The sequence below is a fragment of the Brenneria izbisi genome (assembly GCF_025840185.1).
In the GTDB taxonomy this organism is placed as follows: Bacteria; Pseudomonadota; Gammaproteobacteria; order Enterobacterales; family Enterobacteriaceae; genus Brenneria; species Brenneria izbisi.
Genome location: NZ_JAMPJU010000015.1, coordinates 72,417 through 86,613, shown reverse-complemented (window position 1 = coordinate 86,613; position 14,197 = coordinate 72,417). Strand labels below are relative to the sequence as shown.

The window sequence follows — 14,197 nt, the reverse complement described above, 5'->3', positions numbered from 1 at the left end:
TTGGCGATTGATCAGATCGCACAATTCGGACTGAGTTCCCTTCAGGTGATCTACTATTTTGCGAAGTTATTTAGTATATGGCGCCAAATGGCGATGATAAAAACAACGGTAGTAAAGGTTCGCCCTGGAAAAGCATTGACCGGGCGCAAAGGACGTTGAAAGCCGGTGACCGTTTGTGGATCCGCGGCGGGAAATATGTCTTCACCAAGGGGCTGAATGTTTGTAAGACGCAGACTGATACAGTAAATACCATTACATTAAGTAAAAGTGGCGCGGCGAATAAACGGATTGAGTATTGGGCTTATAATAGAGAAGTACCCGTATTTGATTTTAGTCAGATGCGGGATGATTGCCGGGTTAAAGGATTCAATGTCGTGGCAAACTGGATTTCGTTGAAGGGGCTTGAAATTACGGGCGTTCCACAGCGAAATAAGCGTAACCATGAATCATGGGGCGTATGGATAAAAGGCAGTAATAATATTTTTGAACGGCCTAATATTCACCATATTATGGGGGCCGAACTTTTTTTTTGCAGAATGGCGCGAATAATCTGTTCCTTAATTCCGATTCTCACCATAATTATGATCCACTGACGTCGAATGGCGCAGGCCAAAGCGCCGATGGTTTTGGCGCTCATATTTCTGCTAATCAACCGGGGAATATTTTCCGCGGCTGTCGCGCATGGTCAAATTCGGATGACGGATTCGATCTGATTAATGCTTATTCCCCGGTGGTTATTGAGAATTCCTGGGCCTGGTCACATGGTTATCTGCCGGGCACCACCACCTCGTTAGCCGCAGGTAATGGCAACGGCTTTAAAATAGGCGGATACGGCGGCATATATGTCAAAAATGCGGTTAGTCATACGGTGCGTAATTCCGTTGCATTTCGGAATAAGGCGGCGGGTTTCTATGCTAACCACCATCCCGTTGCGAATGTTTTTTCAATAATACGGGGTTTAAAAACAATCCGAACTTCAATTTACGTGGCATTAACGCCAGGGGCCAGGCGATTGGGCTTGGAACATTGCGTAACAACATTTCTTATGGCGGCAAATCACTCTCTTATTCTAAGGGTGCTAACATGAGATATAACTCATGGGATCTGAACATCAAGGTATCAGATGCCGATTTTGAGAGCGTCTCGGTTAGCAGGTGGGATGCGCCGCGGCAAGCCAATGGCAGCTTGCCTGTACTGAAAAATTTGCATCTGGCTGCTGGTAGCGCATTGATTAATAAAGGGGGCAACGTGAGAATACCTTATAAAGGTGCAGCGCCGGATCTGGGCGCATTCGAACGCGAATAAGTTGTTTGCGCACGCTTTTCTGCGCGTAATGTCTGATGGCGGACGACAATTATCCGGCTTCAGTTTACGTTCGGGAAAGTGTTTTCCATCGGCTTTGCCCGCCCGACCTGAGTACCACTGATCTGGTTTTATTTGATCTGCATTGGGGAAATTGTCATCCGCTGACCGCATCATGACAACCGGGTCGCTTCTGCTCAGTCGAGGGTTTGCCGTTTATGGAACAGTTGAAAGCGGAATTAAGTGCGGTATTAGGGGAAAGCCTGAGCCGTCTTGAACGTATTAGCGAGCAACCCTATGCGGATTTATATGCTTTGTACGATAAGGAAGGTCATGCTATTCCTTTACTCGCTAAAAGTTATATATGTCAGGGGGTTGCTCAGCAGGAAGCGTATAAGTTGTCCATGCTGGCGCGTGAAGGCGATGTTCGTCTGCCTACGGTATACGGTTTGGTCATTACCCAGCAAGCGCCTTATAAAGAACTGCTGCTGATCGAGCGCCTGCGCGGGGTGTCGGTTGAAGCGCCGACCCGTACTGCACAGCGCTGGGCGTTGCTGATGGATCAAATTGTGGAGAATGTGCTGGCCTGGCATCGTATTGATAGCCATGGCTGTGTCGGCTCTGTTGATAGCACTCAGGAAAACGAGTGGGTTAGCTGGTATAAGCAACGTCTGGAAGTGTTGTGGTCCACTCTGCTCAATATTACCGCGCCGCTGTTAACACAAGCCGATCGCAGCCTGCTGTATCGTTCCCGTCAGGAATTACCCGCGTTATTTGATGATTTTCATGACAGTTGTGTGTTGGTACACGGCAATCTCTCGTTACGTAGTATGTTGAAGGATGCTCGCACCGATCAATTACTGGCGATGATTAATCCAGGAATGATGCTTTGGGCGCCCAGAGAGTATGAGCTTTTCCGGCTTTGTGAGTCAGGGATGCCGCAACAGTTGTTATATCACTACCTGAAGAAAGCGCCGGTGGCGGAATCCTTTGTGTACCGGCGCTGGTTGTATGTCATCTGGGAAGCGGTTTCCCGCTACATCCACACCGGACAACTGGATCGGCAACTTTTCGATATCGCATCACGTGAGCTTGCGCCCTGGCTTGAGTAGCTATTGCGCTGGTGTTGTTTGCGTTCCTTTCAGGCGTTGCCAGATTCGCCCCAGGGTTTCATACCAGGCCCGTTCGCTATGAGAGAGGTAATAGGCTGATGGGAAGATTTTTTCCCACGGGTTAAGGGCGGTGGTGATGGCTAACTGGTTAGCTGGCGCAGGCATGGGATTAAGTCCCGCCGCCTGGAAAAATTGCATGGCGCGCGGTAAATGATTTGCCGAGGTGACCAGCCAGAACGGTTGCGAACCGACGATTTTCGCGGTGCCGGCCGCTTCCTCTTCCGTATCCCTTGCGGTATCCACCAGCAGAATATCCTGTGGCGGTACTCCCAGACTTTCGGCAACCAGCGCCGCGGTTTTAGCGCTGCTGAGCGGATTCCCGCGCGCTGCCGCACCGGTGAAAATCATTTTTGCCCCAGGATTGGCATGATAGAGACGAATTCCTTCGGTGACGCGCGGCAGGCTGTTGCTGATGAGGTTGGAACTGGGCGCCCAGTCAGGGTTATAGGTATAGCCGCCGCCCAGCACCACGATATAATCGGCCTGAGATCGATCGGCTTGCCAGGTAGGATAGCGTGTTTCCAGCGGCAGCAGCAGGCGATCGGCAATCGGCTGGATGCTGATCAACATCAGGATAAGCCAGCTTGCCAGAATCAGCGTTTTGCCAGTGCGTTGGCGACGGGTGAACCACAGCAGCAGTAAGCCGACGCCCATCACCAACAACAGCAATGGAAGGGGCTGCAACAGGCCGCCGACAAATTTTTTTAGCGCGAAAAGCATAAAATGGCATTCCTTTTGGGTGAAAAAACCGCAACCGGGCAGATATTATGCGGTAAGACGATTTATTCTAAGTCAGCCTGTGCGAAAATGGCAGGTCAAAGCATCCGCGCTGCTATATTGCCGGGCGCTCTTTATTTGCCCTGAATACTAATGCGGGACCATTAATGCGGAACCATAGAGCCATGCAGGATCGCAACTTTAACGACATCGCAGAAAAATTTGCCCAGAACATTTATGGCACAACCAAAGGTACACTGCGACAAGCGGTTTTATGGCAGGATCTGGCAGGTCTGCTCGACCGGTTTTCGGCACGGCCATTGAATATTCTGGATGCGGGCGGCGGCGAGGGGCATATGGCCTGCCGTCTGGCAGCTTTAGGACATCAGGTCTTGTTGTGCGATTTATCAGATGAGATGATTCAGCGCGCTAAACAGGCGGCGTCCACACAAAATGTGATCCACAATATGCGTTTCGTACAAAGCGCCGCGCAGGATATCGCGCAATATATGGAAAGGCCCGCCGATCTGATATTGTTTCATGCGGTGCTGGAATGGGTGGCGCAGCCGAGGCAGGCGCTGGAAAAACTGAATGAGTGTCTGTCGCCGGGGGGCGCATTATCCCTGATGTTTTATAACCAACACGGTTTGCTGATGCGCAATATGGTGTTGGGTAATTTTGCCTATGTGCAGGCCGGAATGCCCAAGCGTAAGCGACGGTCATTGTCACCGGATCATCCGCTGGAGCCTCAGCAGGTTTACGGGTGGCTTGAAGCGATGGGGCTGTCGATCAGCGGTAAAACCGGCGTCCGGGTATTTCACGATTATTTGCAGAATAAACAGCAACAACGTGATAATTTTGCTGAGATTCTTGAGCTTGAACAGCGTTATTGCCGGCAGGAACCCTTCGTCAGTTTGGGTCGTTATATCCATGTCATGGCGCATAAACCCCATTTGAAGGATGCATTATGAGTGATTTTTCCCAGACTGTACCCGAACTGGTCGCCTGGGCACGAAAAAATGATTTTTCCCTTTCCCTTCCCACTGAGCGGCTGGCCTTTTTACTGGCGATAGCCACGCTCAATGGCGAACGGATGGATGGTGAAATGAGCGAAGGCGAACTGGTTGATGCGTTTCGCCATGTCAGTCAGGGATTTGAACAAACGAATGAAACCATTACGGTTCGTGCCAATAACGCTATCAACGATTTGGTGCGCCAGCGATTGCTCAACCGCTTTACCAGCGAACAGGCGGAAGGCCATGCCATCTATCGGCTGACGCCGCTGGGCATCGGCATCACCGACTACTATATTCGGCAGCGAGAGTTTTCCGCGCTGCGCCTTTCCATGCAGCTTTCGATTGTGGCTCAGGAGCTCAGCCGGGCGGCGGATGCGGCGCAAGAGGGCGGCGATGCGTTTCATTGGCATCGCAATGTGTTCGCGCCGTTGAAATACTCGGTCGCGGAAATTTTTGACAGTATCGATTTATCCCAGCGCGTAATGGATGAGCAACAACAGGGCGTGAAAGAGGATATTGCCGCGCTGTTGAATCAGGACTGGCGAGCGGCGATCAGCAGTTGCGAACAGTTGCTGACGGAAACCTCAAGCACTTTGCGTGAGTTGCAGGATACGCTGGAGGCCGCGGGTGACAAGCTTCAGGCCAGCCTGCTGAGTATTCAGGACGCAATCCTCAATAATCCCCACAATCTGGAGTTTGTCGATAAGCTGGTCTTTGATCTGCAAGGCAAACTTGATCGCATTGTCAGTTGGGGCCAGCAAACCATTGATTTATGGATTGGCTATGATCGGCATGTGCATAAATTTATCCGTACCGCCATTGATATGGATAAAAACCGGGTATTCGCCCAACGCCTGCGTCAGTCGCTGCAAAGCTATTTTGACCACCCCTGGGCGCTCACCTTCGCCAATGCCGATCGCCTGCTGGATATGCGCGATGAAGAGTTGACGTTGCGCAGCGACGAGGTGACCGGGGAATTGCCGCCCGATCTGGAATATGAAGAATTCAGTGAAATACGCGAGCAGTTGATTGCGTTGGTCGAACAGTCGTTACAGAAATATAAAGAGCAGCAAATACCGCTTAATTTAAGCGATGTGATGCGCGATTATCTTGCGCAGTATCCTCGTTACCAGCACTTTGATGTTGCCCGAATCGTGGTCGACCAGGCGGTGCGTCTGGGCGTGGCCGAAGCAGATTTCACCGGATTGCCTGCATTGTGGCAGGTAATCAATGATTACGGAGCCAAGGTACAGGCCCATGTCATCGACAAATATTGAACATATCATGCCAGCCAGACTGGTCACGGCGCTGTCGAATATGCTGTTTCCCACGCTGGACAGTCAGCTACGCTCAGGCCGTCATATCGGCATTGAAGAGTTGGAAAACCATGCGTTCCTGATGGATTTTCAGGAAGAACTGGAAACGTTTTACAGCCGCTATAACGTCGAACTGATCCGTGCGCCGGAAGGTTTCTTCTATCTGCGTCCGCGATCCACCACATTAATTCCGCGTTCGGTGCTGTCCGAACTGGATATGATGGTGGGGAAAATTCTGTGCTATCTCTACCTTAGCCCGGAGCGTTTGGCGCACGAGGGGATTTTCAGCCAGCAGGAATTGTATGAAGAGTTGCTCAGCCTGGCGGATGAAAACAAATTACTCAAGCTGGTTAATCAGCGTTCAACAGGTTCCGATCTGGATCGTCAGAAATTACAGGAAAAAGTAAGAACCTCGCTGAATCGCTTGCGAAGGCTGGGGATGATCTACTTTATGGGCAACGACGGCAGCAAGTTTCGTATCACCGAGTCGGTGTTCCGTTTCGGCGCCGATGTCCGCAGCGGCGATGACGCGCGCGAGGCGCAATTACGGATGATCCGTGATGGTGAAGCGATGCCGGTTGACGGCAACCTGTCACTGAAAGATGAAAGCGACGAAAATGATCGCACAGACGATACCCCGCCTGAGAGTATTGAGGATGAACAGGAATGATTGAACGCGGTAAATTTCGCTCACTGACGCTGGTCAACTGGAATGGTTTTTTCGCCCGCACGTTTGATCTGGATGAACTGGTCACCACGTTGTCGGGCGGTAATGGGGCCGGGAAATCCACCACAATGGCGGCGTTTATTACGGCTTTGATCCCCGATCTGACGTTGTTGCACTTCAGAAACACCACGGAAGCAGGCGCCACCAGTGGTTCCCGTGATAAAGGGTTGCACGGCAAATTGCGCGCCGGCGTATGTTATTCCACGCTGGATGTGGTCAATTCCCGTCATCAGCGCGTGCTGGTGGGGGTTCGTTTGCAGCAGGTCGCCGGACGTGATCGCAAAGTCGATATCAAACCGTTTACCATTCAGGGGCTGCCCACCTCAATGCAGCCAACGCAATTGCTGACCCAGACGGTGGGCGATCGTCAGGCGCGGGTGCTGTCCCTGGCGGAACTGAAAGAACGTGTTGAAGAGATGGAAGGCGTACAGTTCAAGCAGTTCAATTCCATTACCGATTACCACTCCCTGATGTTTGATCTGGGGGTGGTGCCGCGTCGTCTGCGTTCCGCCGCCGACCGCAGCAAGTTCTATCGTTTGATTGAAGCCTCGTTGTATGGCGGTATTTCCAGCGCCATTACCCGCTCATTGCGTGATTATCTGCTGCCGGAAAACAGCGGGGTGCGCAAGGCGTTTCAGGATATGGAAGCGGCGTTGCGTGAAAACCGCATGACGCTGGAAGCGATTCGCGTTACCCAGTCCGATCGTGATCTGTTCAAACATTTGATTTCCGAAGCGACATCCTATGTGGCCGCCGACTACATGCGTCATGCCAATGAACGCCGAATTCATCTGGATAGCGCGCTGGAACTGCGGCGCGACCTGTTCGGCAGCCGTAAGCAGCTTTCCGCCGAGCAATATCGTCATGTAGAAATGGCGCGTGAACTGGAAGAACAGAGCGGGGCGGAAAATGATCTGGAAACGGATTATCAGGCGGCCAGCGATCACCTGAATCTGGTGCAGACCGCGCTGCGTCAACAGGAAAAAATCGAGCGGTATAACGCGGATCTGGAAGAGCTTAGCTACCGTCTCGAAGAGCAAAATGAGATTGTTGAAGAAGCGCGCGAACAGCAGACGGAAAATGAAGCGCGCGCCGATGCCGCCGAGCAGGAAGTGGATGAACTGAAAAGCCAGTTGGCGGACTATCAGCAGGCGCTGGACGTACAGCAGACGCGTGCGATTCAGTATCAGCAGGCGCAACAAGCGCTGGAGCGCGCCCGCGCCTTATGTCAATTGCCGGATCTGACGGCGGATAACGCTGATGAATGGCTGGACAGTTATCAGGCGAAAGAGCAGGAAGCCACGGAAATGTTGCTGATGCTTGAGCAAAAGCTGAGCGTGGCCGATGCCGCGCATAGCCAGTTTGAGCAGGCATATGATTTGGTTTCCCGCATTGCCGGCGCGGTCAGTCGCAGCGAGGCCTGGCAGGTGGCGCGCGATTTGTTGCGCGAGAGTTCTTCCCAGCGCTATCAGGCCGAGCAGGTGCAACCGTTGCGGATGCGTTTATCGGAACTGGAGCAGCGTCTGCGTGAGCAGCAGGATGCCGAGCGCTTGTTGCAGGAGTTCAACAAACGCTACGGGCAGGATTGCCAACCGGAAGAACTGGATTCCCTGCAACAGGAACTGGATGCGCAGATCGAATCGTTGTCCTCGCTGGTAGCCGAGGCCGGCGAGCGTCGTATGGCGTTGCGCCAGGAACTGGAACAGATCCAGCAACGTATTCAGCAGTTGACCGCTCGCGCACCGGTGTGGCTGGCCGCGCAGGAAACGTTGACCCAACTGAGCGAGCAAAGCGGCGAAACATTCGCGGACGGTCGTCAGGTGACGGCGTTCATGCAGCAATTGCTGGAGCGCGAGCGCGAAACCACGGTGGAGCGCGATGAGATCGCGACGCGCAAACGCCAGATTGAAGCCCAGATCGAACGGCTGAGTCAGCCTGGCGGTTCGGAAGATCCGCGCCTGAATGCGTTGGCGGAGCGCTTTGGTGGCGTCCTGCTGTCAGAGATTTATGACGATGTCACGCTGGATGATGCGCCTTATTTTTCCGCGCTTTACGGCCCTTCGCGGCATGGGATTGTGGTCGCGGATCTGTCGCTGGTGCGGGAACAATTGGCGGGGCTGGAAGATTGCCCGGAAGACTTATATCTGATCGAAGGTGATCCGCAGTCGTTCGACGACAGCGTGTTTGCGGTGGAGGAACTGGAGCGCGCGGTGGTGGTGAAAGTCGCGGAGCGTCAGTGGCGCTATTCCCGTTTCCCGGAGGTGCCGCTGTTTGGGCGGGCGGCGCGTGAAATGCGGCTGGAAAGTCTGCGTGATGAGCGTGAAGCACTGGCGGAACAGTATGCGACCCTCTCGTTTGATGTGCAAAAGACGCAACGTTTACATCAATCGTTCAGCCGTTTTATCGGTACGCATCTGGCCGTCGCGTTTGACGACGACCCGGAAGCGGATATTCGCGACTTAACTTCCCGCCGTGGTGAGCTAGAGCGCGCTATCGCCAACTTTGATGGTGAAAATCAGCAGCAACGTCAGCAGTACGAACAGGCAAAAGAACTCAGCGCCATGCTGAACAAGTTGATCCCGCGCATCAGCCTGCTGGCCGATGACAGCCTGTATGATCGGGTTGAAGAAATTCGCGCGGAGTTAGAAGAAACCGAAGAGTCGGCGCGTTTTATTCAGCAACATGGCGCGACGTTGACAAAACTGGAGCCGATGATTTCGGTGCTACAAAACGATCCACAGCAGCATGAGCAGCTAACAGAAGACTATGCGCAGGCGCAGAATGCGCAGCGCCACGCCAAACAACAGGCATTTTCCCTTACGGAAGTGGTGCAGCGTCGGGCACATTTCAGCTACACCGATGCTGTCGGAATGCTGAGCGAAAACAGCGATTTGAACGACAAACTGCGTCAACGTCTGGAACAGGTGGAAGCCGAACGGACGAAAGCCCGTGAGCAACTGCGCCAGCATCAGTCACTGTTGACGCAATACAGTCAGTTGCAGGCTTCACTGAAAAGCGCCTATGACGCCAAACGCGACATGCTGAAAGAACTGACCCAGGAGCTTGAGGATATTGGCGTTCGCGCCGATCCTGATGCCGAATCGCGTGCTCGTCAGCGCCGCGACGAACTGCATGCCGCGTTGAGCGCCAATCGTTCGCGCCGTAATCAGTTGGAAAAACAACTCACGTTCTGCGAAGCGGAAATGGAAAGCCTGCAAAAGAAACTGCGTAAGCTGGAACGTGATTATCATCAGATGCGTGAGCAGGTGGTCAGCGCGAAAGCGGGTTGGTGCGCAGTGATGCGTCTGGTTAAAGATAACGGCGTGGAGCGTCGCTTGCATCGCCGTGAATTGGCCTACATGGATGGCGAAGCACTGCGCTCGATGTCGGATAAGGCATTGGGCGCCTTGCGTCTGGCGGTAGCGGATAACGAACATCTGCGTGATGTCCTGCGTCTTTCAGAAGATCCCAAGCGTCCTGAGCGTAAAATTCAGTTTTATATCGCGGTATACCAGCACCTGCGCGAACGTATCCGGCAGGATATCATCCGCACTGATGATCCGGTCGAAGCCATTGAACAGATGGAAATCGAGCTTAATCGTCTGACCGAAGAACTGACGGCGCGTGAACAAATGCTGGCAATCAGTTCACGCAGCGTGGCGAACATTATCCGCAAGACCATCCAGCGCGAACAGAACCGTATTCGGATGTTGAATCAGGGGCTGCAATCGGTGGCGTTTGGTCAGGTAAAAAGTGTGCGTCTGAACGTAAATGTGCGTGAAACGCATACCACGCTGTTGAATGTGTTGGCGGAACAACAAGAGATCCATCAGGATCTGTTCAACAGTAACCGGCTGACCTTTTCTGAGGCGCTGGCGAAGCTGTATCAACGGCTGAACCCGGAAATCGACATGGGCCAACGGACGCCGCAAACCATTGGCGAGGAACTGCTGGATTACCGTAACTATCTGGAAATGGAAGTTGAGGTTAACCGTGGCGCCGATGGCTGGTTACGTGCCGAAAGCGGCGCTTTGTCAACCGGGGAAGCGATTGGGACGGGAATGTCGATTCTGGTCATGGTGGTTCAGAGTTGGGAAGAAGAGTCCAAGCGGTTACGCGGCAAAGATATTTCGCCGTGTCGTTTACTGTTTCTGGATGAGGCGGCGCGCCTGGATGCTAAATCGATCGCGACCTTGTTCGAACTCTGTGATCGTCTGGAAATGCAGTTGATCATCGCCGCGCCGGAAAATATCAGCCCGGAAAAAGGCACGACATATAAGCTGGTGCGCAAGGTGCATCAAAACCATGAGCATGTGCATGTGGTGGGCTTACGTGGTTTTGCAAGCGACGCGCCGGAAATTGCTGAACGGGCTTCTTAGCATCTTTTTTGCCGATATTGGATGATAAAGCCGCTTTTTTAAGCGGCTTTACTTTTGGGGCGTGATTGAGATTGGCGTATCGATAATAAATAACTCGCCAGTCCAGTAAGATAATCGAGTGATGAGAGAAGCAAAATTATTTTTCTCTTTATATACTGATGAACAGACGGAGGAATTATTCCAGTCTGAAAGGGAATATTCGGCGTATTGAATATCACCACTTAAAATCATAATTTTTTCTTTGCAATAATTGAATTCGGTTATTTTATTTCCACTATCAAAACCGTTTGTCGTGGAAGAAATGAGTGTTAATGCGTACAGGGGATAACGGGATGTTGTTATATAAGCGAAAAATGCAGAGGCTACTGTGGAGCGCTGGTTATATTTGGGTATGTGGCCTGCTTCCTTCTTTTTCGGTACTGGCAGCATTACCCCAGGCGGCTGTTGCACAAGGCAGCGGGACGGTTTCGACGGAGCCGGTTTTAACAGATCAAAGCAGGGCATCTTTATTGGCGGCATTGCCTAAATCGGTGACGCCGAAATATCTCTCCGAACTGTCATCATTATATGCTGTTCAGGCTATGCAACCCATGTGGGCCGATAGCCGCGCCGTGCAGCAATTTCAACAACAACTGGCCGAGTTAGCGATCGCCGGGGTTCAGCCTCAGTTTACCACTTGGATCACCTGGCTGACCGATCCGCAAATCACCGGTTTTGCTCGCGACATTGTATTATCCGATGCCATGCTGGGATATTTGCAGTTTGTTTCCGAGGTTGAGCGCAATGGCAATAGCTGGTTGTACAGCAGTGTGCCTTATCGTCTGCAATCCCCCTCGGCCAGCGTGGTGGATCAATGGCAACAGTCAGTGAGTTCAGGGAGCAGCGCGGCATATATCGCTTCTCTGGCGCCTCAGCATTCGCAATATGCCAAGATGCATGATGCGTTGAAAAATATGCTGATGGATAATCGCCCCTGGCCGAAATTAAATTCCACTGAAACACTGCGTCCTGAACAACAAAGTCAGGAATTAGCGGTACTGCGAGAAATATTGCAACGCACCGGCATGTTAACGGCGACACAAAATATTGCGCTGTTTAGTGATCCTTCGTCAAGCTCAGAGCAGGAAGCGACAATTGCTGACAACACCGCCATAAACCCGGAGAACCGTTATACCGGCGAACTGGTTGAGGCGGTCAAACGTTTCCAGCACTGGCAAGGGCTGGCGGCTGACGGCGTGATCGGTAAACGAACTCGCGACTGGCTGAATGTCTCACCACAGATGCGGGCAACATTGCTGGCGTTAAATATCCAGCGGTTGCGTTTGCTGCCGGACAATGTCAACACCGGCATCATGGTGAATATCCCCAATTATTCGCTGATTTACTATCAGGATGGCGCTGAACGATTGTCATCGCGGGTGATTGTGGGGCAACCTAAACGTAAAACGCCTTTGATGCGTAGCTCGCTCTATAATGTGGTGGTCAACCCGCCGTGGAATGTTCCCACTTCGCTGACGCGGCAGGATATTATTCCCAAGGTGATTCAGGACCCTGGTTATTTGCAGCGTCACGGTTACACTGTGCTGTCCGGTTGGAGTCAGGATTCGGAAGAGATTGATCCGTCAATGATTGAATGGCCGATGGTTTCGCCAGAGCGTTTTCCTTACCGTTTGCGTCAGGCGCCTGGCGCCAATAACTCGTTGGGACGCTATAAGTTCAATATGCCGAATTCAGAAGCCATTTATCTGCACGATACGCCGAATCATAATCTGTTTCAGCGTGATATCCGGGCGCTGAGTTCGGGATGTGTGCGCGTTAACAAGGCATCTGAACTGGCGGGGATGCTATTGCAGGATGCCGGCTGGAATAACGCGCGCATCTCTTCAACGCTGGATCAGGGCAATACCACCTATGTGCCGATGAAGCACCGTATCCCGGTCAGCTTGTACTATTTAACCGCATGGGTGGCAGAGGATGGCAAACCTCAGTTCAGAACAGATATTTACAATTATGATGCTACGGCGCGTTCTGGTACGCACATCCTGCCAAAAGCGGGATTATTACTGCTGTAAGTATTGAAAATAGCGTGACTTAGCGTTGTGGACATCGATTTTACTCACCGGGGATGATTGCGATCCCCGTCAAACACGTGGATAAAGCGGGTTGACTCACTTTTCATAGCCAGTTAAGGTTCAAAATTGTGTATTTTGTGTACCCCATCAATACCGTTTTTATCCAGGATAACTCGTTCTATGGAACATATTGACAATCATCGGCGCAAATGGCTTGCGCTGGGTGGCGTAGCATTAGGGATGACATTGCTTCCCGGTCAGGTATTCGCCACATTATCGACACCGCGCCCACGTACTTTAATACTGAATAACCTAAATACCGGCGAACATCTCAAAGCAGAGTTTTTCGATGGCAGAAACTACATTAAAGAAGAACTGTCCCGTTTGAATCACTTCTTCCGCGATTATCGGGCAAATAAAGTTAAAGCGATTGATCCACTCCTTTTTGATCAGCTATACCGTTTACAAGTGATGTTGGAAACACGTAAACCGGTACAGTTGATTTCCGGCTATCGGGCCATTGATACCAATAATGAGCTACGGGCGCACCGCAAAGGCGTGGCCAAACAAAGCTATCACACGAAAGGACAAGCTATGGACTTTCACATCGAAGGTATTCAGCTTGCCAATCTGCGTAAAGCGGCATTAAAAATGCGGGCCGGGGGAGTGGGTTACTATCCCCGCAGCAATTTTGTTCATATTGATACCGGCCCGGTGCGCACCTGGTAGTATTTCTGGTTATGATGGGATGTCACAACATTATTTACCCTGACAACCGCCGTTGCATTTGATGTAACGGCGGTTGTCAGTTTGTTCTAAACTGGAGCGGTATGAAATATCAAATAGTCCCTGTTACGGCGTTCAGCCAGAACTGTACGTTACTGTGGTGTGAAACGACGAACGAGGCCGCTATTGTCGATCCCGGCGGTGAGGCGGAAAAAATTAAACGGGCGGTCGCCAACGCTGGCATCATCGTAAAGCAAATCTTGCTGACCCACGGACATTTAGACCACGTTGGTGCGGCGGCTGAACTTGCGGAACATTATCAGGCGCCGATTGTTGGTCCTCACGTTGCAGATACCTTCTGGCTGGAAGGGTTGCCGGTGCAGAGTCGTATGTTTGGGTTGGATGAATGTGCGCCGTTAACGCCTTCTCGTTGGTTGCAAGAAGGGGATAAGGTCAATGTAGGTAATGTCACGCTGAAGGTATTTCACTGTCCCGGTCATACGCCAGGTCATATTGTCTTTTTTGATCAGGTTTCACGGCTGGCTCAGGTTGGCGATGTGATTTTCAATGGCGGCGTAGGGCGTACCGATTTCCCCCAGGGCGACCATCAGGCGTTGATTGCTTCGATCAAGAATACGTTATTTCCCTTAGGCGATGATGTCACGTTCATACCCGGTCACGGTCCAATCTCGACGTTAGGTCAGGAGCGTAAAACCAACCCATTCGTGCGTGATGAACCGGCGATTTGGTAGTTTTATAGAGAATAAATA

9 protein-coding genes and 1 pseudogene are annotated in these 14,197 nt (G+C 51.9%); 9 read left to right on the top strand and 1 reads right to left on the bottom strand.

Annotated elements, in window-relative coordinates:
• Positions 1 to 74: 74 nt before the first annotated feature.
• Positions 75 to 1,305: pseudogene (gene pelN, locus NC856_RS15930) on the top strand (pectate lyase PelN); the annotation flags it as partial.
• A gap of 215 nt (positions 1,306 to 1,520) precedes the next feature.
• Positions 1,521 to 2,414, top strand: coding sequence for a YcbJ family phosphotransferase (locus NC856_RS15925; RefSeq protein WP_264091436.1), 894 nt, complete (start codon positions 1,521 to 1,523; stop codon positions 2,412 to 2,414).
• Here the strand turns inward: NC856_RS15925 and elyC are convergent, their stop codons facing one another.
• The gene (elyC, locus tag NC856_RS15920) at positions 2,415 to 3,194 is read right to left on the bottom strand and encodes an envelope biogenesis factor ElyC (RefSeq protein WP_264091435.1); all 780 of its coding nucleotides are present in this window, start codon (positions 3,192 to 3,194) and stop codon (positions 2,415 to 2,417) included.
• 182 nt (positions 3,195 to 3,376) lie between these two features.
• Between elyC and cmoM the strand changes: the two genes are divergently transcribed.
• The 7 genes from cmoM to NC856_RS15885 all read left to right on the top strand — a co-directional run bounded on the left by cmoM (position 3,377) and on the right by NC856_RS15885 (position 14,179).
• Complete coding sequence (cmoM, locus tag NC856_RS15915) at positions 3,377 to 4,162, top strand: tRNA uridine 5-oxyacetic acid(34) methyltransferase CmoM (RefSeq protein WP_264091439.1); 786 nt, start codon at positions 3,377 to 3,379, stop codon at positions 4,160 to 4,162.
• Positions 4,159 to 5,484: a chromosome partition protein MukF gene (gene mukF / locus NC856_RS15910; protein WP_264091434.1), complete on the top strand. Its 1,326-nt coding sequence runs from the start codon at positions 4,159 to 4,161 to the stop codon at positions 5,482 to 5,484. The genes cmoM and mukF overlap by 4 nt, the downstream gene beginning before the upstream one ends.
• Complete coding sequence (mukE, locus tag NC856_RS15905) at positions 5,465 to 6,193, top strand: chromosome partition protein MukE (RefSeq protein ID WP_264091433.1); 729 nt, start codon at positions 5,465 to 5,467, stop codon at positions 6,191 to 6,193. The genes mukF and mukE overlap by 20 nt, the downstream gene beginning before the upstream one ends.
• Entirely contained in the window at positions 6,190 to 10,629 is a 4,440-nt protein-coding gene (gene mukB, locus NC856_RS15900; RefSeq protein WP_264091432.1) for a chromosome partition protein MukB, read from the top strand. The genes mukE and mukB overlap by 4 nt, the downstream gene beginning before the upstream one ends.
• A 332-nt stretch (positions 10,630 to 10,961) precedes the next feature.
• Positions 10,962 to 12,701 (top strand): L,D-transpeptidase, encoded by a 1,740-nt coding sequence (ldtD, locus tag NC856_RS15895; protein ID WP_264091431.1) that lies wholly within the window; start codon positions 10,962 to 10,964, stop codon positions 12,699 to 12,701.
• A 180-nt stretch (positions 12,702 to 12,881) separates the two neighbouring features.
• Positions 12,882 to 13,430: a YcbK family protein gene (locus tag NC856_RS15890; RefSeq protein ID WP_264091430.1), complete on the top strand. Its 549-nt coding sequence runs from the start codon at positions 12,882 to 12,884 to the stop codon at positions 13,428 to 13,430.
• 101 nt (positions 13,431 to 13,531) lie between these two features.
• A complete protein-coding gene (locus tag NC856_RS15885) occupies positions 13,532 to 14,179 on the top strand; it encodes an MBL fold metallo-hydrolase (RefSeq protein ID WP_264091429.1) in 648 nt (215 codons plus the stop codon).
• Positions 14,180 to 14,197 lie beyond the last annotated feature (18 nt).